Raw genomic sequence first — 24,728 nt, 5'->3', positions numbered from 1 at the left:
AACAAGGAATGGAGTTTCGTGAGTCAGCAAACTGAGTTTTTTGGCAACGGCCAGATGTGTGAACCAGAGGTTATTGTACCTGTGCTGGTTCCTGTCGCTGTCGCAGGTGCTTATTCCTATAAAGTACCCGCTGACATGGACGTACGCCCCGGTTCCATCGTGCGTGTGCCTCTTGGCCCGCGTGAGGTGATCGGTGCCGTTTGGGATGGAGAACCGGACACAAAGGTTAATCCCAAAAGGCTGAAAAGCATCCTGCATGTCTACGATACGCCCCCAATCGCTGAAGATCTTAGGAAATACATAGACTGGGTTGCCGCATGGACGCTGGGCGCTCCCGGCATGGTTTTGCGCATGGTGCTGCGTTCTGAAGAGGCTTTAGAACCAGAAACGCTGCTCTCTGGTGTGCGCTACATTGATGGCATGCAGCCGGACCGCATGACACCTGCACGTTCAAAAGTCATGGAACTCGTCGAAAATGGCATGGCATGGACTCGCCCCGGCTTGGCGGGAGCCGCTGGTGTCAGCTCCTCGGTCATCGACGGCCTTAAAAAGCAAGGCGTGCTGGAAGAAGCAATGCTGCCAGCAACCCCGCCACTGCCTGATCCTGATCCAACTCTCCCGGGCCGAAAGCTGACAGATCTTCAGGAAGGTGCCGCGAATCAGTTGTGCGAGTCCATAGGAAAAGGCTTCAAAGCCTTCCTTATCGATGGGGTGACAGGCTCAGGAAAGACCGAAGTTTATTTTGAAGCCGTCGCTGAGGCTCTCAAAAATAATGAACAGGCTCTGGTTCTCATCCCTGAAATAGCGCTCACCAACCAGTTTTTGGAGCGGTTTGAACAGCGATTTGGGGTCAGACCAGCCGAATGGCACTCGCAAGTACCTCCAAAACGACGCGCAAGAACGTGGCGGGGAGTCGCAAATGGCGAAGTGAAGGTCGTTGTTGGTGCGCGGTCAGCACTTTTCCTTCCTTTTCACAGGCTAGGTTTGCTGGTCGTGGATGAAGAGCATGATACAGCCTACAAGCAAGATGATCGTGTTCCCTACAACGCTAGGGATATGGCCGTTGTTCGGGGGCATATCTCTGGTTTCCCTGTCGTGCTTGCCAGTGCAACACCATCTGTGGAAAGTCAGGTAAATGCAAAGCTGGGCCGATACACGAAAATCGTGCTTCCAGTGCGTGCTTCCGGTGCGGAAATGCCGACAATCAAAGGCATTGATATGCGCTGCGACGGGCCTGAGCGAGGCAAATGGCTGGCACCTGCACTGGTCAATGAGATTCAGGAAACACTGACCAACGGTAATCAGGTTCTGCTCTTTTTGAACCGTAGGGGTTATGCACCACTGACCCTGTGCAGAACCTGCGGCCATCGGTTCCATTGTGAAAACTGCTCAGCTTGGCTTGTAGAGCACCGCTTTAAGGGCAAATTAGTGTGCCACCACTGCGGCTATTCACAGCCTATGCCGGATAAATGCCCCGAATGCAGCAAGCCCGATACGCTGGTTGCGTGTGGTCCTGGCGTGGAACGAATTGCTGAAGATGTCTCAGCGTTATTTCCCGAGGCACGCGTCCTTGTTCTCTCTTCGGATTTACCGGGCGGAACAGAGCGCATAAATCGCGAAATGAAGCTCGTTGAAACGGGCGAAGTTGACATTGTCATCGGCACGCAATTGGTCGCCAAAGGGCATAACTTTCCATTAATGACCCTTGTAGGGGTGGTTGATGCTGATTTAGGCCTGGCAAATGGCGATCCTAGGGCAGCAGAGCGCACTTTCCAGCTTCTGGCTCAGGTGACGGGACGTGCTGGCCGCATACACGGAAAAGGCAGGGGATTGCTGCAAACTTACAACCCTGACCAGCCTGTTATAAAGGCACTTCTCTCCGGAAATCCCGAGGAATTTTACGCTGCGGAAATCGAGTCGCGAGAAAACGCCGGCCTGCCTCCATTCGGGAGACTCGCAGCATTGATTATCTCTGGAGCGGATAGAACTCTCACCGAAAAATTTTCCAAAACTCTTGCAGTAAATAGTCCTAGTTCGGAAGGCGTTCAAATCCTCGGTCCGGCAGAGGCTGCAATGGCGCTGGTGAGGGGCAGATATCGGTTCCGTTTGCTCGCAATCGCACCCCGGAGTGTTGATTTACAAGGCTTTCTGAGAAACTGGTTGTCTGCCGCTCCCAAGCCAACTGGCGGTATCAGAGTGCAGGTTGATGTTGACCCCCAAAGTTTCATGTAGTGCTGCGCAGAAAGTTTGATACCTCAATGTATGCGTTGGAATACCTACGCCATGTTGCAAGGTGTTCAAGCGTGTGCTATGCGAAGCGCGGCTTTATCGGCACGGTTATCTCAGATTGTGCCATTCAAATTGAATTAGACGCGACTTATCAAGGATTTGGATTTCCGGCGAGCCAGCCGCCAGAATCTTGTATGCGCGGGAGAGCACGGATCCAGTGACTGACAACGTATCTCTCATTTCGGGCGTGGCCTTGCGTTATGCTTCTGCGCTGTTGGACCTTGCTGAGGAGCAGGGTGCGACGGCAGAGGTGGAGAAGGGTCTCGACCAGTTTGAGGCACTCTTGAACGAGAGTGCTGATCTTGATCGTCTTATCAAGAGCCCCGTTTTTAGTGCAGACGCTCAATTAAAGGCGATCTCTGCTATTTTGGAAAAGGCCGGAATTTCCGGTCTGACCGCAAATTTTGTGAAGTTGGTTGCCCAAAACAGGCGCCTCTTTGCCATTCCAGGCATGATTCAGGGTTTCCGTGAGCAGCTTGCTGCAAAACGTGGAGAAGTTACTGCTCTAGTAACCTCTGCAACGGAATTGAACGCTGAGCATGTCGCTGCTCTTAAAGAAGCACTCAACGCTTCTACGGGCAAGAATGTGAAGATTGTAGTGAAGGTGGACTCATCCATTCTTGGTGGTCTGATCGTGAAGATCGGCAGCCGGATGATTGATACGTCACTGCGAACCAAGCTCAACTCTCTTAAGTTCGCGATGAAAGAGGTCGGTTGATGGATATTCGGGCTGCGGAAATTTCCGCTATCCTCAAGGACCAGATCAAGAACTTCGGCCAAGAAGCTGAAGTGACTGAAGTTGGTCAAGTACTTTCCGTAGGCGACGGCATTGCCCGCGTTTACGGCCTGGACAACGTCCAGGCGGGTGAAATGGTTGAATTCCCAGGTGGTATCCGGGGAATGGCATTGAACCTTGAAACTGATAATGTCGGTGTTGTTATCTTCGGTAGCGACCGTGACATTAAAGAAGGCGACACGGTAAAACGTACCGGCGCTATTGTGGAAGTTCCAGTAGGTAAGGGTCTGTTGGGTCGCGTTGTCGATCCACTCGGTAACCCAATCGACGGCAAAGGTCCGATCGAATCTACTGAACGTCGCCGCGTTGACGTGAAGGCACCAGGCATTCTGCCTCGTAAGTCCGTTCACGAGCCAATGTCTACAGGTCTTAAAGCGATTGATGCTTTGATTCCAATCGGACGTGGTCAGCGCGAGTTGGTGATTGGTGACCGTCAGACCGGTAAAACCGCTATCATCCTCGACACCTTCCTCAACCAGAAGCCTTTGCACGCATCTGACGACGAACACGAAAAGCTGTACTGCATCTATGTTGCGGTTGGCCAGAAGCGTTCAACTGTTGCTCAGTTCGTGAAAGCTCTGGAAGACGCTGGTGCTCTGGAATACTCCATCGTTGTTGCTGCAACAGCGTCTGATCCTGCTCCATTGCAGTATCTGGCACCGTTCGCAGGCACCACAATGGGTGAGTACTTCCGCGACAACTCCATGCACGCTGTGATCGGTTATGATGACCTTTCCAAGCAGGCTGTTGCGTATCGCCAGATGTCCCTGTTGCTCCGTCGTCCACCAGGACGTGAAGCGTACCCAGGTGACGTGTTCTACCTGCACTCCCGTCTGCTCGAGCGTTCTGCGAAGCTGAACGAAGATCACGGCCTCGGTTCTCTGACTGCGCTGCCAGTGATCGAAACTCAGGGTGGTGACGTTTCTGCGTTTATTCCGACCAACGTGATCTCCATCACCGACGGTCAGATCTTCCTTGAAACCGATCTGTTCTTCCAGGGCATTCGTCCAGCGGTTAACGTTGGTCTGTCAGTTTCTCGTGTGGGCTCTTCCGCTCAGATTAAAGCGATGAAGCAGGTTGCTGGCCCGGTTAAGGGTGAGCTGGCTCAGTACCGTGAAATGGCTGCGTTCGCGCAGTTTGGTTCTGATCTGGATGCAACCACTCAGAAGCTTCTGAACCGTGGTGCACGCCTGACCGAATTGCTGAAACAGCCGCAGTTCTCTCCGCTTAAAACGGAAGAACAGGTTGCAGTGATCTTCGCTGGTGTGAACGGCTACCTGGACGATCGTCCGGTTGGCGAGGTTCGCGACTTTGAAGCTGGCCTGCTGCGCTTCCTGCGTGCAGAACATGCAGACCTTCTCTCCGCTATCTGGGAGAAGAAGGCACTCGACGCCGATTTGACAGACAAGCTGAAAGCTGCAGTGGAAGCTTACGTCAAGACCCTCGGTTAATTCGAAGCAACGGGATAAGGAACGAGAGCGCCCATGGCGAGCCTCAAGGACCTAAAAAACCGCATCGCTTCGGTCAAAGCGACGCAGAAAATCACCAAGGCCATGAAAATGGTGGCCGCGGCGAAACTGCGTCGTGCCCAGGATGCTGCAGAAGCAGGTCGTCCCTATGCTGAACGCATGGGGACAGTACTTGGCAATCTTGCAGCTGGGTTCGAAGGTCGGGATGATGCGCCGAAGCTGATGACGGGTACAGGACGGGATCAGACACATCTGCTCCTCGTCTGCACAGCAGAGCGTGGCCTCTGTGGTGGTTTCAACTCGTCGATAGCACGTCTGGCACGTGAGCACGCAGACAAACTTCTTTCCGAAGGTAAGACGGTCAAGATCGTCACCGTTGGTAAGAAGGGGCATGATGCCCTGAAGCGTGGCTACGGTCAGTACATTGTAGAGAATATCGAACTACGCGGCCTGAAATCTGTTGAATTCAGCGACACAAAGCACATCGGCGATCTCGTCATGGAAATGTTCCAGGATGAGAAATACGATGTTTGCACACTGTTTTACGCGCAGTTCCAATCGGTAATCAGTCAGGTTCCGACCGCCAAGCAGCTCATCCCAGCTCAGTTTGAAGCGAAAGATGAAGCTCAGGACGGTTCCTCTGAGGACGCGCTTTATGAATACGAACCAGGTGAACAGGAGATCCTTGAGACTCTTCTGCCACGTAACGTCGCTATTCAGATTTACAGCGCAATCCTTGAAAACGGTGCCTCCGAGCAGGGCGCGCGCATGGCCGCTATGGACAGTGCAACGCGTAATGCCGGCGAGATGATCGACAAACTGACAACGACGTACAACCGTCAGCGTCAGGCACAGATCACGACGGAACTGATTGAAATTATTGCGGGCGCGGAAGCGCTCTGACCGAGTTGAGACGAGGATTTAAGTGATGGCTGACACGAAAGTCGGACAGATCACGCAGGTAATCGGCGCTGTTGTCGACGTTCACTTTCCAGGTGAACTCCCTGCAATTCTGAACGCTCTGGAAACTGACAACGGCGGTAACCGTCTGGTTCTCGAAGTTGCTCAGCATCTGGGCGAAAATACAGTACGTACAATCTGCATGGACGCGTCCGAAGGTCTCGTTCGTGGTCAGGAAGTACGCGACACTGGCGAACCTATCGCAGTTCCTGTTGGTGACGGCACTCTGGGCCGCATCATGAACGTGATTGGTGAGCCTGTTGATGAAGCTGGTCCAATTGAACATGATGCCAAACGCGGTATCCACCAGGAAGCTCCAGCATTTGTAGAACAGTCTACAGAAGCTGAGATCCTTCCAACCGGCATTAAGGTTGTTGACCTTATCGCTCCTTACGCAAAGGGTGGTAAGATCGGCCTGTTCGGTGGTGCGGGCGTTGGTAAAACCGTTCTCATCATGGAATTGATCAACAACGTTGCTAAAGCACACGGCGGTTACTCCGTATTCGCTGGTGTTGGTGAGCGTACTCGTGAAGGTAACGACCTTTACTGGGAAATGATCGAATCCGGCGTGAACAAGGAAAAAGGCGGCGAAGGTTCTAAAGCTGCTCTTGTTTACGGTCAGATGAACGAACCTCCAGGAGCACGTGCACGTGTTGCTCTGACAGGTCTGACCATTGCGGAAGACTTCCGTGATAAAGGCCAGGACGTTCTGTTCTTCGTGGACAACATCTTCCGCTTTACGCAGGCTGGTGCTGAAGTGTCCGCACTTCTCGGCCGTATTCCTTCTGCTGTGGGCTACCAGCCTACACTTGCTACCGATATGGGCGGCATGCAGGAGCGTATTACGACCACATCTAAAGGTTCTATCACTTCCGTACAGGCCGTTTACGTTCCTGCGGATGACTTGACTGACCCTGCACCTGCTTCCACATTTGCTCACTTGGACGCGACTACGGTTCTTAACCGTGCGATCGCTGAAAAAGGCATCTATCCTGCAGTGGATCCACTGGATTCCTCCTCTCGTATGCTTGACCCGCGTATCATCGGTGACGAGCACTACGAAGTTGCGACCCAGGTCCAGGAAACACTTCAGCGCTACAAAGCACTTCAGGACATCATCGCCATCCTTGGCATGGATGAACTTTCTGAAGAAGATAAGCTGGTTGTTGCTCGCGCACGTAAGATCGAGCGCTTCATGTCCCAGCCGTTCTTTGTTGCTGAGGTCTTCACTGGTTCCCCAGGTAAGCTGGTTGCGCTCGAAGACACCATCAAAGGCTTTAAAGGCCTTGTTGCTGGTGAATACGACCACCTGCCAGAAGCTGCATTCTACATGGTTGGCTCTATGGATGAGGCAATCGAGAAAGCGGCTAAGCTGGCTGAGGACGCTGCTTAATCTCGGTTCTTTTGAACCGGTGACTTCTTTGGGTGACGCTTTTGGCGTCACTCTTAGAAACGGATAGAGGATGAGCTAAATGGCTGAAGCATTTCAGTTTGAGCTGGTTTCACCAGAGCGCCTTCTGCTCTCGGCAAAGGTTACTGACGTAATCGTGCCAGGTTCTGAAGGTGAATTTGGTGTTGGCGCTGGTCACTCGCCGTTCTTGTCAACCATGCGTCCGGGTGTTGTTAAAGCGCTCAGCGAAGATGGTTCCAAGCACGAGTACTTCGTGCGGGGTGGTTTTGCTGACGTTTCCGCGTCTGGCATGACTGTTCTGGCGGAACAGGCGATCCCGATGGCCGATCTTGATGCAGGTTACATCGCACAGCAGATTCAAGATGCGAGTGAAGATGTAGCTGATGCTAAGGACGAAGATGCACGTCAGGCTGCACGGCTGGTACTTTCCCAGCTGCAAGAGCTGCAGGCAGCTATCAAAGCTTCCTGATTGCACTTCGATGCCAAGAAAAACAAAAGCCTCGGCAGTGCCGAGGCTTTTTTGTATCTGCCTATGCAGAAAGCAGGCTCTTTAAACCGTTAGCGGGAGAAAAGAGCGCAGGATGAACGAGCAGCCCAGTCGATTAGGCTGCAAGTCTCTTTTTGTTTGCTGCTGCGTTTGCAGCGCGCATTTCCTCAGCACGCGCTTTACGTTGCTCAGGTGTCTCGTAAACAATCTTGCGATGGTGGTCGCAATAAGAGCCATTTTCAGCGCGGTTCTTGCAAGGGAATGTATAGCTCCCGCTGTCACCTTCAGTCCACTTACACTGGCCCGCCTTAGGCATAACTGGTGCTTTCATTTACCTACCCTTGTTCTTTGGAGCCAGTCGATCAACACTTGCATGCACGCGGGAGGAGCGTGAATACCATGCTCGCCGTTGGATCGTTGGAACCATTTTTGATTATGGGATCACCGGAATTTTCTTTTGCTACATTAAAAGCAAACAAATTTACCGGACGGGAAAAAGATTATCTCTCCCCTTTCCAAATTACCAGATATTTTTAGCTGTGTAAAAATGCTTACACAAGAAAATCTGGATAAAATATTTTTCTGATTTTCAATAGTGCAAGTAAAACAAATAGATAACAGAGTGGATGTGTATGCACCAATATTAACCACCACGTGAATTCTGCTGAATTGTTGTGGTTACTGCACCAAATTGATTCATCAATTGTGGCGAATTATGGTTTTTCAGAGTGCCTTCCCAGCACACCACCGGCATTGTGAAGTGCTTCGGGATCATCCAAATCACGTCGCGCCGCTTCTCCAAGCTCCACGGTGTAAACCACCGAAGGGTTCTGCTGAATGATTGGTTTGCCGCCAATATCACCTCGCAGACTAAGGAGATCATCAAAAAACGCACGATCCCAAAGCACTGGGTTGCCTCGTTTGCCATGCGTTGTAGAGACGCCGATCAGCTGATCCTGCATGGAATCGTGATTCTTTAAAAGCTTGTTGAAGTCATCCGTAGATACGAAAGGCATGTCACCGAGCAGAATGAGTGCAGCCTGTGATTGGTCGTTGACGCTCTCGATTCCCTTTTTGACGGAGGATGAGATCCCTTTATCGTACTCAGCATTATGTCTGAACCGGATCGGCAACCCGGAAAGTGCCTCTTCTACCTTAGAGGCCATCGCGCCTGTGACGACAATGAGCTCATTCAACTTACTTGCAAGCGCATGCTCGGCAACGAGCCGGACGACAGGCTTCCCATCAATAAGCGCCAGCAGTTTGTTATGGTCCCCCATGCGAGAGGAGTTACCTGCCGCAAGTAGAATGCCGCTGCAGATGGCTTTGTCAACCTCCTCAGAGAGAGGATGGTCTCGGGGTTGAGGACGACTATGGATTTCTTTCAAAAGCCCGCCAACCCCCATCGACATGATGTCTCTGCTGGTAATGCGGATATTGGCCAGCAAGCGCCGTAGGATCCAGTCAAACCCGTTCTCTTGCGGACTACGCGCACATCCTGGTGCACCAACAACTGGGGTGCCATTCAGCTCCCCAAGAACGAGCAGGTTGCCCGGATCAACCGGCATCCCAAAATGGATGAGCTCGCCGCCAGCGGCTTGAAGGGCCGCAGGAATAACATCCCCTTGATCCACCACCGCTGATGCGCCAAACACAACAATCAGGTCAGCGTCCTGCACTTGCGCTGTACCGAGCGCATTCGTGAGCGCGTCTTCGTCATGAGGCACACGCACATCCGCAGCAATCCTACTCGCTGCAATGTCCAGCCGTTCCTGCAAAACACGAAGGCTCTTTGCAATAACGGTCTCTTTCAAATGCGGAAGCGTCGTGGAAATGACTGCAACCGATTTAGGCGTATAAGCAGCCACCGAGATAGCCTCGGAAATCTTGTCAGCAGCGCTCTGTGCCAGCTTTTGACCAACGGCCAGCGGAATAATCTTGGCAGTCGCAAGCATACGCCCTTCGCGAACTTCTGTGAACGGAGGCAAGCAGGCAAACGTGATAGCCGGATCAATCAGGTTAGCTTCTGTCACTTTCTCAGCATCTACCTGTAAAATCCCGCTTTGCGAGGCATAAAGGTTGGACCGTCCTGTAAAGGGCGTAGAAGCAGAAACAGCTGCGCCGCAAGCATGGTTGGCCAGCAAAGCAGCGGCGTCATCTTCGTGCAGATCAGTTGCCTCAACTTGCGCAACAATAACCTCCGCAAACCCTGCTGCAATCAACTGGCCCACATCCGCATCACTGAGCTGATGTCCTTTGGAGAGGGAGAGGCCATTATGTTTGATGGAGTGGGCAAGGTAACATCCTGCACTCTCTGCGGCTGATCTGCTTCCAAATTTCACGTCAGCTTGCCTTCTTCTGGTCAGCCTTGGTCCCACGCAGGGTCACAATAATCTCCGCAAGCACGGCCACTGCAATCTCAGCTGGGTTGGCGGCGCCAATATCAAGACCAATCGGCGCTTTGATACGGGCAAAGTCCTCTTCACTCACGCCAGCGGCCAAAAAGCGCTCACTGCGCTTTGCATGGGTCTTTCGGCTTCCTAACGCGCCAACATAAAAGCAGCCTGCTTTTAGCGCTTCCATCAGTGGCACATCATCAATTTTCGGGTCGTGGGTCACAGCAGCAACGGCAGTAAAGGGATCAAGCTTCAACTGCGCCAGCACATCCTGGGGCCATTCAGCAAGCAACGGGACCTCAGGAAACCGTTCTGCGGAGGCAAACGCAGTGCGTGGATCGACAATCGTAATGTCAAACCCTGCTGTCTGAGCAATAGGAACCAGTGCCTGTGTGATGTGAACAGCTCCTACCACCACGATCCGCGTGGCCGGAACCTGCATGCTCAGGAAATACTCTTCACCATCCTGCGCCTGAACCCGTCCAGACTTGCCACTGCGAACACCGTTTTCAAAAGCAACGGCAATAGCACTATCTTCTGCGTCGTCTGCATAAAGCATCACAGAGGATAGGCCGGTCGCCAGATTTGTGAGCAGTGCAGCCGGCTGGCGTGCAGCTCTGGATGTGTTCAGCAGGCGAACATGCCCGTGATCTGCCTCTGACGTCAGAGGCTCCAGATAAACGCCAATCTTACCACCACAGGAAAGGCCAACGCGCCACGCAGTTTTATCGGCGACGCCAAACTCAATCTTGCGCGCTTTGCCGTCTTCCAGCACATCCATGGCCTCAGCAACCACAGCGCCTTCCACACAGCCGCCGGACACTGATCCCTCGAACTCTCCACTCTCATCAATGATGAGATGGCTGCCAACAGGGCGCGGCGCTGAACCCCACGTTTCAATCACCGTTGCCAGCACCAGTTTGCGCCCCTCTGATTGCCAGCGCTCAGCAACACCAAGGACGTTGAGGTTTTTGGAAAGCTCTTGAGGCAACGTGGAAACAGACATGACAGGCTCGCAAATAAACAGGGTCCCTAAGCGTCCTCCTATGCGAAAAACCTGAGAGATCTCGCGTAGGACGATGCCCTAATAGAATGAGGAGCCTAGCCTGCTTGTTCAAGGGGATGCAACAACAGAACAGTGTTCAGTAAAACAAAAAAAGCGCCGGGGCTTTCGCTCCAGCGCTCTCTTCGGGGGACTGATGACTACTATTCAGCAGCAATTTTGGTGATCGGGCCTGCATGAAGGACCAGATCATCAACGTGATCCTGGAAGATTTGGAAGTTCGCAGCGAACATGTCGACAAGCTTTGCCGCCTGCACGTCATACTCGGCTGGATTGCTCCAGGTGCTCCGTGGATCAAGGATACTGGTATCAACACCTGGCACCGCAACAGGAACCATAAAGCCGAAGTTCTCATCCTTGCGGAATTCAGCGGTGTTCAAAGAACCGTCCAATGCAGCACGAAGCAGGGCACGGGTTTCTTTGATTGGCATACGGTGACCAACGCCATACGCACCACCGGTCCAACCGGTATTCACCAGCCAGCAATCCACGCTGTGCTCACGGATCAGATCTTTCAGCAAAGCACCATATTCTGATGGGTGACGCGGCATGAACGGCGCACCAAAGCAGGTGGAGAATGTCGCCTGCGGTTCAGTGACCCCACGCTCTGTGCCAGCAACTTTCGCGGTATAACCGGAAAGGAAGTGGTACATCGCCTGAGCATCACTGAGCTTCGCGATTGGAGGCAAAACACCAAACGCATCAGCCGTCAGCATGATGATGTTCTTAGGGTTCGGTGCGCGGCCACTTTCACTAGCATTCGGAATGAAGTGAATAGGGTAGGAGCAGCGGGTGTTTTCCGTTTTGGAACCATCGTCAAAGTCTGGAACACGAGCTTCATCCAGCACAACATTCTCAAGAATGGTGCCGAAGCGCTGGGTGGTCGCAAAAATCTCTGGCTCGGCTTCTGCTGAAAGACGAATGGTTTTCGCGTAGCAGCCACCTTCAAAGTTGAAGATGCCCTCTGGCCCCCAACCGTGCTCATCGTCACCGATCAGCGTACGGGCTGGATCAGCGGAAAGCGTGGTCTTGCCGGTGCCGGACAGGCCGAAGAAAACGGCAGCATCGTCGTTATCGCCAACATTCGCGGAGCAATGCATTGGCATCACACCGTCTTCTGGCAACATGTAGTTCAGCATGGAGAAGACGGACTTCTTCATTTCACCGGCGTAGGCAGTACCGGCGATCAGAACGATCTTGTTGGTCAGATCACAAGCAATAACCGTCTCGCTCCGGCAACCATGACGCTCTGGGTCAGCCTTGAAGCTTGGCAGATCGATGATGGTCATCTCTGATTCAAAGCTTTTCAGGTCTTCGCGGGACGGGCGAAGAAGCATGTTGCGGATAAAGTGGTTATGCCATGCCAGCTCGTTATAAACGCGAACGTTCAGCTGATGCGCAGGGTCAGCGCCTCCATAAAGATCCTGTACATACAGGTCCATGCCTTCAGCATGATCCAGCATATCTTGCAAAAGAACATTGAAGTTCTCCGGGCTCATCGCCCCGCTGTTTTCCCACCAGATCGTATCTTCGGTCTTGGTATCACGAACAACAAACTTGTCTTTTGGAGAGCGTCCTGTGTGAGCACCTGTTTCGGCACAAAGAGCACCGCCAGCGGCGATCTGTGCTTCACCATTCCTGATAGCATGCTCATAAAGTTCAGCTTCGGTCAGGTTCCAGTACACACTGTTGAGGCCCTTCAGTCCGAAGGTGTCACACCCAAACGCGGAATTCCGTAGTCCGAACTCGTTCATGTTCAGTAGTCCTTAATCGGCTCACTATTTAGCTTGCGTCATTCAATGGCACTGTGCCAGTGAATTTAGCGATAACGCCCCTTGGATGGGGCAGTCATGCTTACAAAAGCAAGACCAGAAATCCTGCGTTTTTCTATTAAACCGATTGAAATACGACCTTTTGCTGGCATAGATTTATTTTGCTTATAAAAATAAACTCGACACAAACTTGGTTTTCACTTTTAATCGTTTAACGATACACTTCATGAAGAACACGTGGCACTTGGCAGGCGAAACCTTGTCAAAAGTAGCGCTAAATAAGGAATTTTTCCGAGTATCTTGCTAAAACAGGGTTTTGCCTTATTTCGAGGTTAGGGATCGCGCAAGTTAATCTCAAATCCCAACTAAGTAGCGAAACGTGCAAGAGAGGAATAAGGTCTCTGATATGCCAACGATTGCTCTGGTCGATGACGACCGTAACATTTTGACATCCGTCTCAATAGCTTTGGAGGCCGAAGGATATCGGGTCCAGACCTATACAGACGGAACAGTCGCACTGGAAGGGCTCCAGGCCGACCCGCCGGATCTTGCCATCTTTGATATCAAGATGCCGCGTATGGATGGAATGGAACTTCTGCGCCGTTTTCGCCAGATGTCCGATCTGCCTGTAATCTTCCTCACGTCTAAAGACGACGAGATTGATGAGTTGTTTGGCTTGAAAATGGGCGCTGACGACTTTATCCGCAAACCATTCTCCCAGCGCCTGTTGGTTGAGCGTGTGAAGGCTGTTCTGCGCCGTGCTGCACCACGAGATGCTGCAAGTGCTGCGACTGAGACCTCCAAGCTGCTGGAACGTGGCAACCTTGTCATGGACAAAGAGCGCCATACCTGCACATGGCTTGCAAAGCCGGTCACGCTGACAGTGACGGAATTTCTCATTCTCTTTGCTCTCGCTCAGCGTCCAGGCGTTGTGAAAAGCCGTAATGCGCTCATGGATGCTGCCTACGATGATCAGGTCTATGTTGATGATCGCACCATCGATAGCCATATCAAGCGCCTTCGCAAGAAGTTCAAAGTGGTTGATGATGACTTTGATATGATCGAAACACTCTACGGTGTAGGTTATCGCTTCCGCGAGAACTAATCTGAAGCAGCTTGTACAAGGCTGTCTGAAGGTTGGAAAAGCCTGAGAACACACGTTCCTGAGAATTCGATAAGAGTGAATGTCGGAAAATAAAGAAGAACAAAAGCGGGAAGACATCGAAGCAGACGACGCTTCTGATACTCTTGACCCGCAACATACAGGTGCGTTCCGTTGGTTGGGACGTAGGCAAGTGCGCCAACGCGTCTTTACGCGCTGGATCTCGCTCGCCGGTATCTATGCCTTTTCTTCTTTGACCCGCCGCATTCTGGTGCTCAACCTCGTCGGTCTTCTGGCGATGGTGATCTCCATTCTGTACTTGAACCAGTTTCAGGCCGGTCTGATCGATGCACGCGTTCAATCATTGCTGGTTCAGGGTGAGATCATTGCAGGCGCCATTGCGGCGTCCACCACAAGCGATGGTGATTCTCTTATGGTTGATCCGGAGATGCTGCTGCGTCTGGAAGCCGGAGAGTCCACCAGTGCTCGCTCAACGCTGGGAAGTCTGGACTTCCCGATCAACCCTGAGATTGTCGGACCTATACTACGGCGACTGATATCGCCCACCAAAACACGGGCCCGAATCTACGACCCCGAAGGCATGTTGATGCTGGATTCACGCCAGCTCCATGCCCAAAACCAAATTTTCCGCTTCGATCTGCCGCCGCCGGACGAAAGCAAGGATCCCTTCTTCCAGAAAATGTGGGAGGAGCTGAAACTCTGGATCCGCCGTGGCGAGTACCCGCCATATAAAGAAGTCGGACGGACGGAAGGGCGCGAATACCCTGAGGTCGAGGCCGCACTGGCTGGTTCCCCTGCATCCGTTGTACGTGTTGGCGCAAAAGGCGAAATGGTTGTCGCCGTGGCTGTGCCAATTCAACGCTTCCGCGGTGTCCTTGGTTCACTACTCCTGTCGACACAAGGCGGGGACATTGACGATATCGTCGCCGCAGAACGCAATGCGATCCTGAAGATCTTTCTCGTTGCTGCTGTTGTGGTGATGATCCTGTCCGTGCTGTTAGCCGGTACTATCGCAGGACCAGTCCGCCGCTTGTCAGAAGCTGCGCAAAAAGTGCAATCAGCGATCAATACGCGGGAAGAAATTCCCGAGTTTGAAGATCGTTACGATGAGATTGGTCATTTGGCGCGTGCGCTGAGGAATATGACCAAGGCTCTGTATGGCCGTATGGATGCGATTGAGAGCTTCGCCGCAGATGTGGCACATGAGCTGAAAAACCCGCTGACATCCCTTCGAAGTGCCGTTGAAACACTGCCATTGGCAAAGAACGAGCGATCACGTGAACGCTTGCTAGAAGTCATCCAGCATGATGTAAAGCGCCTTGATCGCTTGATTACAGACATCTCTGAAGCATCGCGAATTGATGCAGAAATGTCTCGCGCAGAATCCCACGATGTTGATATTGCAACGTTGTTGCAGGCTGTCGTATCCATTGCCAATGAACGCGCTTGTGATGATATCCCTCATGTCGACTTGAAGTTTGAGCCATCCAAGACTGACAAGAATTTCCAGATGCAGGGCAATGACCAGCGTCTCGGTCAGGTCATCAATAACCTGATCGACAATGCGCGCTCGTTTGCACCAGAAGGAACTCCTGTTACAGTTACGGCGAAGCGCAAGAACAATCAGATTATCATCTGGGTCGAAGATTCTGGTCCTGGTATTAAAGAAGAACTCCGCGAACGCGTCTTTGAGCGCTTCTATACGGATAGACCGGAATATGAGGGCTTCGGAAACAACTCTGGCTTGGGTCTCTCTATCTGCCGCCAGATTATTGAAGCACACCGGGGTGAAATCTCGGTCATGAACCGAACCTCTGAAGAAGAGGGGCAAGAGCCGAAAGTGCTTGGTGCCCGGTTCGTGATCAAACTGAGGGCCAAAACAACCACATGACGACACTGGATCAGAAGCAAAGTGTACAGGCAGCAGAGGGACAAGCGATCCACGCGACGTGCCTGGTGGTTGGCACGAAAGGCATTCTGATCCGCGGCCCCTCTGGTACCGGCAAATCAGCGTTGGCGCTGGAATTGATACAGCGCGCGCATCTTAAAGGCAGTTTTGCAGCCCTCGTTGCTGATGATCGTGTCTACATTGCTGAGAAAAATAGTCGATTAATAGGGGCTTGCCCAAATCCAATTAAGGGAAAGGCCGAGCTGCGAGGCTATGGCGTTGTCGATGTTCCTTACCTCGATACTGTAGTAATCCATATGGTTCTGGATCTGGAAGCCCGAGAGGAAATCGATAGATTGCCGGAGGAGCAAGCGCAGACTTGTGAACTTTGCTCAGTCAAATTAATTCGACAACAAGTACCTAAAGAAGATCATTTAGCCGCTCTTCGGCTCGCGAATGCACTTATTTTTACTAATCCAGTGCACAACTATTAGCCCTCTGTGTATGAGCATGCCGATTTTTCTTGCACTGCAGCGTGTCCTTCAACAAAGTAGGATTGGAATAACCTAAGAGTAGACACTCTGTTAGTTCGCGGGAAATATATGATTGGTCTAGTTCTTGTCACCCATGGTCGGTTGGCAGAAGAGTTCAAATCGGCTCTTGAGCATGTTGTGGGTCCACAGGACCGGGTAGCAACCATTAGCATCGGCCCAGATGATGATATGGAACAACGTCGTCAGGACATCCTGCGTTCCGTTGAAGCTGTCAACGACGGCTCTGGCGTTGTCCTTCTTACCGACATGTTTGGCGGTACGCCTTCTAATCTCGCTATTTCTGTGATGGATGGTGGTAGCGTTGAGGTCGTAGCTGGTGTAAACCTGCCGATGCTCATAAAACTGGCAAGCGTTCGAAATGAAAAATCGCTCGCCGAAGCGGTAGAAGAAGCCCGCAGTGCAGGACAGAAGTATATCTCCGTAGCTTCGCAGGTCCTGTCCGGGCAAGGCTAAGAAAATATGGATGAATGCACTGTGTTAGCTCGCGATCTGACCATCGTGAACACCCGTGGTTTGCACGCGCGCGCCTCAGCTAAGCTGGTCAAGCTGGTTGAGACTTTTGATGCCCACGTAAGAGTTTCTAAGGACGGCCAAACTGTTGGTGGAACCTCCATCATGGGGCTGATGATGCTTGCAGCCAGCCCAGGCTGCTCAATCCACGTTGTCGTAACCGGCAATCAGAAAGAAGAAGCTATCTCCGCGATCGCACATCTGGTGGAAGATGGTTTCGGTGAAAGAGACTAAATAAGGCCAGCACCTAGAGGATCTCATGAAAAAGCGCCCAGCTTCCCGCCTGTTGGTGGTTGATCCTCAAGACCGAATTCTCCTCTTCAATTTCAAGTTCGACAAAGGCCCTCTCAAAGGCCAGGACTATTGGGCCACCGTTGGCGGTGGTATTGAGCCGGGTGAGAGCTTTGAAGAAGCCGCCCGCCGCGAACTTCTGGAAGAAACCGGAAGCACCGAACCTGTCGGTGAGGTGATCCACGCCAGAAGAGCGGTTTTTCAGACACCATCCGGTGAGGTGGTAGATGCTGAAGAGCATTTTTTCTTTGTCACCGTTTCCGACTCGAAAATCGACTATTTCCCCCACACAGTGATAGAAACTCAGGTAATGAGAGTGCATCACTGGTGGACGCGGAAAGAGCTCGAAGCCACATCACTGACGATCTTCCCTGAAAATATCCTAGAAATTCTAAAGCCTTACCTTCCAAGAAGCGTATAAGCCACTCCGCATTCCTGAATTCACCTGTACTTTAGGTTGATATAAAGAAACCTTTATATCTTTATTGCGTTCGTCTTCTCCTGTGATGTATAACAGCATGCAGTGTACGCTCATTTTGCGAGCACTCATCAATCACGCGGGAGGGGACTATGGGCCCGGGCTTTCAGGAAGATTTAATGACTGCGTCTAACGATTACTACGTCAAAGACATCTCACTTGCAGAGTGGGGTCGTACTGAAATTGAAATTGCCGAAACCGAGATGCCGGGCCTGATGGCTTGTCGTGAGGAATTTGGTGCAAGTAAGCCTCTGAAAGGCGCGCGCATCGCTGGTTCTCTGCACATGACCATCCAGACAGCGGTTCTGATTGAGACCCTCATTGAGTTGGGTGCAGAAGTTCGCTGGGCATCTTGTAACATCTTCTCCACGCAGGATCAGGCTGCAGCTGCAATCGCAGCAGCTGGTGTTCCGGTGTTCGCTGAAAAAGGCGAAACCCTTGATGAATACTGGACCTATGCGGACAAAATCTTCGATTGGGGCGACGGCCAAACCGCAAACCTCATTCTGGATGATGGCGGCGACGCAACTCTGATGATTCTTCTCGGCGCGAAAGCTGAGAAAGACCTATCCGTTCTCGACAACCCGTCCAACGAAGAAGAAACCGCTCTCTTCGCAGCGATCAAGCGTCGCCTCGAAAAAGACCCGGGCTTCTACTCCAAAGTTAAGGGCAACATCCAAGGCGTCTCCGAAGAGACAACCACGGGTGTTATGCGCCTATACGAAATGCAGAGGAAGGGCGACCTGCCATTCCCTGCGATCAACGTGAACGACTCTGTCACCAAGTCCAAGTTCGACAACCGCTATGGCTGCCGTGAATCTCTCGTAGACGGTATCCGCCGCGGCACTGATGTCATGATGGCTGGTAAAGTTGCTGTTGTCGCTGGTTACGGCGACGTTGGCAAAGGCTCTGCGCAGTCTCTGGAAGGAGCTGGTGCCCGTGTGATCGTGACTGAGATCGATCCGATCTGTGCACTTCAGGCTGCGATGGATGGCTATGAAGTGAAGACGATGGAACAGGCCATCGGTGAAGGCGATATCTTTGTCACCACCACCGGCAACAAAGACGTCATCACAGCTGACCACATGCGCGACATGAAAGACATGGCGATCGTCTGTAACATCGGTCACTTCGACAACGAGATTCAGGTTGCTGCGCTGCGTAACTACAAATGGCGCAATGTGAAGCCACAGGTTGACCTGATCGAGTATCCGGATGGCAAGCGTCTGATCCTTCTCTCCGAAGGCCGCCTGGTTAACCTTGGCAATGCGACCGGTCATCCATCCTTTGTTATGTCCGCCAGCTTCACCAACCAGGTTCTGGCGCAAATGGAGCTGCACACCAAAGGCGACGACTACAAAAACGAAGTCTACGTGCTGCCGAAGCATCTGGATGAGAAGGTTGCGCGCCTGCATCTTAAGAAGCTTGGTGCAACCCTGTCTGAATTGACCGATGATCAGGCCAACTACCTCGGTCTCGACAAATCCGGTCCGTTCAAGGCTGAGCACTACAAGTACTGATACGCGTTCTTCGTAATTGCTGTTAACGCTAAGGGACTTAGCGTTAACAGCTCCATGAATTCTACTGGGCCCAATAAGCACGCTTTCAATATATTGGGGGTGCGCTTGTTGGGCTTACTACAGATTGTGGTGGATGATTATTTCGCCCACAGGATTTGTTTACTTTTTGTAAAGATCCTCTTCTTCCCAAAAATCAATCAGGTTATGTTGATTATCGAATCAGTCGTTAAGTTAGGCAGTTGAGCGACTTATTCGCGATTCGTGACACCAATGCGGCGTGTGACACGAATCTGAGGCGGCGAAGAAAGGGGCACAACATGCCAGCATCCTGGCATAAACACGCGCGTGTTAACGTGCTGTGGCGTAGAAGGTTTAGGCTCGTTCTGAACCTGATGGGCGTTGCTGTGTTTGCTCTCCTGGGTGCTGCTGGTTTCTCTCAGGCTATGGATATTCTGCCAGCTCTTTCAGGTAGTTCTGTTGACGCCTTCAAGGTTGTCTGGGTCGCGGCAACGGCCGGCATAGCCTTGTACGCAGTCGCAGCCTCCGTCGTGCTTGTCCGCATCCGCAGGAATGACTCATTGTCGATCCTGCAACTGCGTCAGGACCGAGCCGATGCGATGGCGCGCATTGACCGCCTTGAAAGCTTGCTGGAAACAGAAGACAGTCTCCTTTTGGTCTGGGATGGTGAGGCCAAGCATCCCGGTGTTGCCGGACATCTACCTGAAAACCTTGAACTTGCAGGCGGCCTTTCGCAGCTCGTCGAGTTCGAGACATGGTTGGACGTCAAATCCGCCGAGGCCCTGCGCGCTTTCTTGGAGCATTTGCGCGGCCACGGCGAAGTCTTCCGGTTAACCTTAACGACCACCGAAGGGGTCTATCTGGAAGCATCCGGCCATACAGCAGGTGGGCTGGCAGTCCTGCGTCTGCGTGATCTGACCGGAGACCGTCAGCTCAGCGCCCGCCTTGCTGAGCAAAACAAAGAACTGCGCGAGCAGATCTCCTCGCTTCATAGCCTGTTGGACGCATTGCCGGGGCCTGCATGGCAACGCGACAACCATGGCCAGCTCGTCTGGGTCAACTCAGCTTATGTGGATGCTGTCGAGGCCGAAAGCACCCGCACTGTGGTTGATGAACAGATCGAGCTTCTGGAAGCTAAAGGCCGCAACAAACTCAACATGATGCGCCAGACTGACGGTGTCTATCATTCGCCAATGCCAGTTGTGGCAGCTGGCGAACGGCGCGTCTTTGAGCTGACTGATGTGAATTCTGAGCATGGCAATGCCGGTCTTGCTCAGGATATTTCCGAGCTTGAACGTGTACAGGGACAGCTTCGCCGCACACTCGAGTCCCATACGCGCACACTCGATCAGCTTCAAACACCTGTGGCCGTGTTTGGTGCTGATCATCGTCTCCAGTTCTACAATGCAGCCTATCGCTCCCTATGGGATATCGATCAGAGCTTCCTGGAGACCAAGCCGGAAGAAGGCGAGCTGCTCGACGCCCTGCGCGCAGCTCGTAAACTGCCAGAGCAAGCTGACTATCGTGGTTGGAGAACCAAGCATCTGGAATGCTACCACGCCTTGGATGCACAGGCGTATTGGTGGCATTTGCCAGATGGACGGACACTCCGCGTGATCGCCAGCCCGCATCCGCAAGGTGGTGTGACGTACTTCTACGAGAACGTGACCGAGCAGCTGGATCTGGAAAGCCGCTTCAACGCACTGACCCGGGTACAGCGGGAAACGCTCGACCACCTGACAGAAGCTGTCGCCGTGTTCGGCTCCAACGGACGCATGCGCCTGTCCAACCCGGCCTTTGCCGAGGTCTGGGGCCTGTCTCAGGAATTCCTCGAAGGTGATCCGCACGTCAACGACCTGCTGGACACCTGCAAGGAGCTGATGGGTGAATCCGACCGTTGGCAAGAGCTTGCACGTGGCGTAACAGGCCTGTCCGACAATCGCACCAGCGTTTCTGGTCGCATGGAGCGGATCGACGGGTCTGTCATCGACTATGTTACCGTACCGCTGCCAGATGGTGGCACGCTGCTCACCTTCGTGAACGTCACTGATACGGTCAACGTGGAACGTGCCCTCCACGCCACCAATGATGCGCTTCAGGAAGCTGATCAGCTCAAGAACGCCTTTATTCAGCACGTTTCCTACGAGCTGCGATCCCCGCTGACCACCATCATCGGCTTCGCTCAGCTGTTGGGCGATGCCAAGTTTGGTGATCTGTCTCCGAAGCAGGAAGAGTACACCGACTACATTCTGTCCTCTTCGTCTGCTCTGCTGCACATCATCAACGATATTCTGGATCTGGCAACCGTTGATGCCGGCATCATGGAGCTCGAAATCTCCGAGGTCGATGTTGCGCAGACGGTATCTGAAGCTGTCGAAGGTCTGAAAGATCGTCTGGTCGAATCCGACATCACGCTCCGCACCCACATGCCGAAGGGCATTGGCCATCTCAAAGCAGATGAGCGCCGGTTGCGTCAGGTTCTCTTCAACCTGCTGTCCAACGCAATCAGCTACTCTGACAAGGGCGGCTTGGTAGATATCAGCTGCCAGCGTGATGAAAACGAAATCCGCTTCCGCATCAAAGATCATGGAGCAGGCATCCCTCAGGAGATGCTGGATCAGGTCTTCTCGCGCTTTGTAGGCCGCGGGGCCGGTGGAAACCGTCAGGGCGTTGGCCTTGGCCTCTCGATCGTGAAGAGCTTTGTCGAGCTGCACGGCGGTACAGTCGATATTTCCTCCGCCGAAGGGCAGGGCACCACAGTGGATTGCACCTTCCCACTTGAGCCGCATGTCCATTCGCTGGAAGCGGCGGAATAACTCATCCTTCAGTTTTCGGTCAGATAAATGCCTCTGGGGCTTGAGTTCCCTTGCTGGTTTTGGCAAGTGCTTACTCTTGAAGAATTCCGGGTGCGTCGTGTGTCTGCAAAAAAAACGCGGCCTGCTCTAATAGATTGGTACGTATCCTTGGTAAGTAAGTTCAGTCTTTCTTGGAGGGTACGCTTGGAAAGTATAGATTAGAGCATTCTGCGTGAGCGCGAATATGTGCAGCTGCTCTTGAGGCGAATTGTATGAAGGTACTTCTCGACAATCAGAGAGCAACTGAGCTCTTTGCTGCGGATTTGGCTGAGCTGCTGAAAGAGGGAGACGTACTTGCTCTTTCCGGAGATCTGGGCACGGGCAAATCCACTTTGAGCAGAGCACTGCTGCGGCATCTGGCAGCTGACCCTCATCTGGAAGTCCCAAGCCCCACCTTCACACTCGTTCAAACCTACGACCTGCCGAGAATGTCTGTCGCCCATCTCGACCTCTATCGCATTGAAGAGCCGGAGGAGTTGGAAGAGCTCGGGCTCGACGAATATCTGGAAACCGGCGGCGCGTTGATTGAATGGCCAGAGATGGGAGATCCCTCCTACTGGCCAGAAGCGCTGGACCTGAAGCTGACAGAAGGCACCGAGCCAGACACCCGCGAGATCACCCTCACAGCCAACTGCGAAAGCTGGCAAAACCGTCTTGATCGCCTCGCCGCCCGCCGCGCTCTGCTGCAAAAATCCGACTGGATTGATGCCGAGCGTGAGCACGTGCAGGGCGATGCCTCTATGCGGACCTATTTTCGTCTTCACAAAAACGGTGAGACAGTCGTCTTTATGGATAGTCCGCCAACTGGGCCAGAGCCGCGTCTGCCCACTGGCAAAACCTACGGCGAAACCGTACATCGCGCCAGGGACGTTACTGCCTTCTTCGCGCTCAGTAACGCCTTGGCGGATCATGGGTTCCGCGTACCAAAACGACTGGCCGCCGACCCTGAAAACGGATTGGCGCTGCTGGAGGATTTCGGCGACCAGATCATCACCGAAAACGGTGAGGCGGTCAAAGAGCGCTACGAGCTGGCCATTGATGATATCGCCCGGCTCCACAGCTGCAACTGGCAAACAGAGCTGCAGGCTGATGGCAAACCCCATCAGCTGAAACCCTGTGATTTCGAAGTACTGATCACGGAAGCTGACCTCTACCTCCAATGGTATCTGCCTCACGCCAGTGGAGAGCCTGCAACTGAACAGCAAGGCCGCGACTACGTTGAAGCGTGGCGAGAGCTGCTGGAGCCCGTCCTCCAGAGCGAACCGACACTGCTTTTACGGGATTACCACAGCCCGAATATCATGTGGTTGCCAGAAGCATCAGGCCTCAATAAGCTGGGTCTTATTGACTACCAAGATGCAATGATGGGCCCCGCGGCCTATGATGTTGCCTCGCTCGTGTACGATGCACGCGTGGACATGCCAGCCGACCTGCAGGAGCATTTGCTGCAGAGATATTGCGGCTTGGCAAGAAAACATAAACCCATTTTTGATGAAATGGCGTTTCGGAATGCTGTTGCTGTGTTGGCGTTGCAGCGCAATGCCAAAATCCTTGGCGCGTTTGTACGTCTTGATAAGCAGCTCGGAAAACCTAAATACATGGAGATGCTTCCTCGCATCCGCAATTATGTGCGGCAGTGCTTTGCACAATTAGGGGAAGTAAAACTCAAACCCATGTTCACTGTCATACTCTCGTCAAATGAGACGAGCCAAAGTGACGACTGAAACAAGAGAACAAAACAACAGAGACAACGAGATGCCTAAAGAAATTTCCTTCCACCCTAAATCGGCAATGGTTTTGTCCGCGGGGCTGGGTAAACGTATGCGGCCCCTGACGGCGACAACCCCAAAACCTCTCATCGAGGTGGACGGTAAGTCGATGTTCGCGCGCGCAGCAACACGTTTGAAGGATGCTGGCCTCGAAACCTGCGTTGTCAACGTGCATTACCTTGCAGACCTTGTCGAGGCCCATGCTCGCAGGTTTGAAGGCTTGGATGTCAAGATCTCAGATGAACGCGAAGAGCTTTTGGATACTGGTGGCGGTATTAAAAAAGCCCTGCCAATTCTAGGCACCGATCCGTTCATCCTGAAAAACTCCGACAGCTTCTGGCTGGAAGGGGTAAAGCCGAACCTGGATCTCCTCGTAGAAACCTGGGATGACAATCAGATGGATATGCTCATGCTGCTCGCACCAGCCGTCAATGCGGTTGGTTATGACGGCAAAGGCGACTTCCTGATGGATGATGAAGGCAAGCTGGAACGCCGCGATGAGCGCTCGGTGGCACCTTTCATCTATTCCGGTACCGCGATGATCCATCCACGGCTGTTCAAGGATACGCCGGAAGGCCCATTCTCCCTCAACCTGCTGTTCGACAAAGCAATTGAGAATGGACGCCTCTTCGGTGTCGAAGGCGATGGCCTTTGGCTGCACGTTGGAACGCCTCAAGGCCTCGATGACGCCGAACGCGCCATCGCCAACAGCGCAAACTAATTTAAAAACAGGACAGGCCCGCCAAATTGTGCGGGCCACCTCAGCCAACCTCCCCCATAGCTGATGCGCCAATACTCAATGTATTTGGGAAATTTCGACAAACACCTGGGCTCTGGATACCGGATCACCGCTCCGCTCGTCCGGCATGACGGCAGAGGATAAATCGTGGGACTGAGTGATTCCATTCAGAAAATGCACCCTCTATGACGTCATCCCGGCCCCCGAGCCGGGACCCATAACCCCTTGAGTTTGCGGATTAACAGAGCATATCCCACAAAGAATATGCCTAAATCCAATCTCCATTAACGCATCTAAAAACACACACGAAGATGCTGGCCTGCGGGCACACTTCGCCCGG

Annotated in this window: 20 protein-coding genes; 16 read left to right on the top strand and 4 right to left on the bottom strand. The window is 52.8% G+C overall.

Annotated elements, in window-relative coordinates; genetic code table 11:
* Positions 1-54 precede the first annotated feature (54 nt).
* From PsWM33_RS22065 to PsWM33_RS22040, 6 genes are all read left to right on the top strand, one after another.
* Positions 55-2,232, top strand: a complete 2,178-nt coding sequence (locus tag PsWM33_RS22065; protein WP_063301715.1) for a primosomal protein N' — start codon at positions 55-57, stop codon at positions 2,230-2,232.
* A 214-nt stretch (positions 2,233-2,446) separates the two neighbouring features.
* The gene (locus PsWM33_RS22060; protein WP_082596855.1) at positions 2,447-3,007 is read left to right on the top strand and encodes a F0F1 ATP synthase subunit delta; all 561 of its coding nucleotides are present in this window, start codon (positions 2,447-2,449) and stop codon (positions 3,005-3,007) included.
* The gene (gene atpA, locus PsWM33_RS22055) at positions 3,007-4,536 is read left to right on the top strand and encodes a F0F1 ATP synthase subunit alpha (protein ID WP_063294239.1); all 1,530 of its coding nucleotides are present in this window, start codon (positions 3,007-3,009) and stop codon (positions 4,534-4,536) included. The genes PsWM33_RS22060 and atpA overlap by 1 nt, the downstream gene beginning before the upstream one ends.
* Positions 4,537-4,569: 33 nt before the next feature.
* Positions 4,570-5,457 (top strand): F0F1 ATP synthase subunit gamma, encoded by an 888-nt coding sequence (locus PsWM33_RS22050; RefSeq protein WP_057462967.1) that lies wholly within the window; start codon positions 4,570-4,572, stop codon positions 5,455-5,457.
* 25 nt (positions 5,458-5,482) lie between these two features.
* A complete protein-coding gene (gene atpD, locus PsWM33_RS22045) occupies positions 5,483-6,907 on the top strand; it encodes a F0F1 ATP synthase subunit beta (protein ID WP_063294865.1) in 1,425 nt (474 codons plus the stop codon).
* A gap of 79 nt (positions 6,908-6,986) precedes the next feature.
* Positions 6,987-7,394 (top strand): F0F1 ATP synthase subunit epsilon, encoded by a 408-nt coding sequence (locus PsWM33_RS22040; protein ID WP_063294866.1) that lies wholly within the window; start codon positions 6,987-6,989, stop codon positions 7,392-7,394.
* Between the two features lie 133 nt (positions 7,395-7,527).
* On the opposite strand, the gene PsWM33_RS22035 is transcribed toward PsWM33_RS22040, so the two are convergent.
* From PsWM33_RS22035 to PsWM33_RS22020, 4 genes are all read right to left on the bottom strand, one after another.
* On the bottom strand, positions 7,528-7,743 hold the full coding sequence (locus PsWM33_RS22035) for a hypothetical protein (protein ID WP_063294867.1): 216 nt from the start codon (positions 7,741-7,743) through the stop codon (positions 7,528-7,530).
* A gap of 382 nt (positions 7,744-8,125) precedes the next feature.
* Positions 8,126-9,754, bottom strand: a complete 1,629-nt coding sequence (locus PsWM33_RS22030) for an NTP transferase domain-containing protein (protein WP_063301651.1) — start codon at positions 9,752-9,754, stop codon at positions 8,126-8,128.
* 1 nt (position 9,755) lies between these two features.
* Positions 9,756-10,814, bottom strand: a complete 1,059-nt coding sequence (locus PsWM33_RS22025) for an XdhC family protein (protein WP_063301650.1) — start codon at positions 10,812-10,814, stop codon at positions 9,756-9,758.
* 200 nt (positions 10,815-11,014) lie between these two features.
* Complete coding sequence (locus PsWM33_RS22020) at positions 11,015-12,625, bottom strand: phosphoenolpyruvate carboxykinase (protein ID WP_063294870.1); 1,611 nt, start codon at positions 12,623-12,625, stop codon at positions 11,015-11,017.
* Positions 12,626-13,049: 424 nt separating this feature from the next.
* Here PsWM33_RS22020 and PsWM33_RS22015 point away from each other — a divergent pair, with 424 nt between their 5' ends.
* The 10 genes from PsWM33_RS22015 (at position 13,050) to PsWM33_RS21965 (ending at position 24,370) form a co-directional block, all read left to right on the top strand.
* Positions 13,050-13,748, top strand: a complete 699-nt coding sequence (locus PsWM33_RS22015) for a response regulator transcription factor (RefSeq protein WP_037036395.1) — start codon at positions 13,050-13,052, stop codon at positions 13,746-13,748.
* Positions 13,749-13,827: 79 nt separating this feature from the next.
* Complete coding sequence (locus PsWM33_RS22010) at positions 13,828-15,657, top strand: sensor histidine kinase (protein ID WP_063301649.1); 1,830 nt, start codon at positions 13,828-13,830, stop codon at positions 15,655-15,657.
* Positions 15,654-16,148: an HPr kinase/phosphorylase gene (locus PsWM33_RS22005; protein WP_063301648.1), complete on the top strand. Its 495-nt coding sequence runs from the start codon at positions 15,654-15,656 to the stop codon at positions 16,146-16,148. The genes PsWM33_RS22010 and PsWM33_RS22005 overlap by 4 nt, the downstream gene beginning before the upstream one ends.
* Positions 16,149-16,256: 108 nt before the next feature.
* Positions 16,257-16,661: a PTS sugar transporter subunit IIA gene (locus PsWM33_RS22000; RefSeq protein ID WP_057462958.1), complete on the top strand. Its 405-nt coding sequence runs from the start codon at positions 16,257-16,259 to the stop codon at positions 16,659-16,661.
* A 6-nt stretch (positions 16,662-16,667) separates the two neighbouring features.
* Positions 16,668-16,952: an HPr family phosphocarrier protein gene (locus tag PsWM33_RS21995; protein WP_063294873.1), complete on the top strand. Its 285-nt coding sequence runs from the start codon at positions 16,668-16,670 to the stop codon at positions 16,950-16,952.
* Between the two features lie 25 nt (positions 16,953-16,977).
* On the top strand, positions 16,978-17,430 hold the full coding sequence (locus PsWM33_RS21990; RefSeq protein ID WP_063294874.1) for an NUDIX hydrolase: 453 nt from the start codon (positions 16,978-16,980) through the stop codon (positions 17,428-17,430).
* Between the two features lie 176 nt (positions 17,431-17,606).
* Positions 17,607-19,007 (top strand): adenosylhomocysteinase, encoded by a 1,401-nt coding sequence (ahcY, locus tag PsWM33_RS21985; protein ID WP_063294967.1) that lies wholly within the window; start codon positions 17,607-17,609, stop codon positions 19,005-19,007.
* 317 nt (positions 19,008-19,324) lie between these two features.
* Entirely contained in the window at positions 19,325-21,841 is a 2,517-nt protein-coding gene (locus PsWM33_RS21975; protein WP_208994700.1) for a PAS domain-containing sensor histidine kinase, read from the top strand.
* 251 nt (positions 21,842-22,092) lie between these two features.
* Positions 22,093-23,604, top strand: coding sequence for a tRNA (adenosine(37)-N6)-threonylcarbamoyltransferase complex ATPase subunit type 1 TsaE (tsaE, locus tag PsWM33_RS21970; protein ID WP_063301645.1), 1,512 nt, complete (start codon positions 22,093-22,095; stop codon positions 23,602-23,604).
* A 31-nt stretch (positions 23,605-23,635) separates the two neighbouring features.
* The gene (locus PsWM33_RS21965; protein WP_063301714.1) at positions 23,636-24,370 is read left to right on the top strand and encodes a nucleotidyltransferase family protein; all 735 of its coding nucleotides are present in this window, start codon (positions 23,636-23,638) and stop codon (positions 24,368-24,370) included.
* Positions 24,371-24,728 lie beyond the last annotated feature (358 nt).

Origin of the sequence: Pseudovibrio sp. WM33 (genome assembly GCF_001623165.1) — a bacterium.
Lineage (GTDB): Bacteria > Pseudomonadota > Alphaproteobacteria > Rhizobiales > Stappiaceae > Pseudovibrio.
Note: the sequence above shows the minus strand (reverse complement) of the source record. Positions and strands in the feature narration are given on the sequence as shown.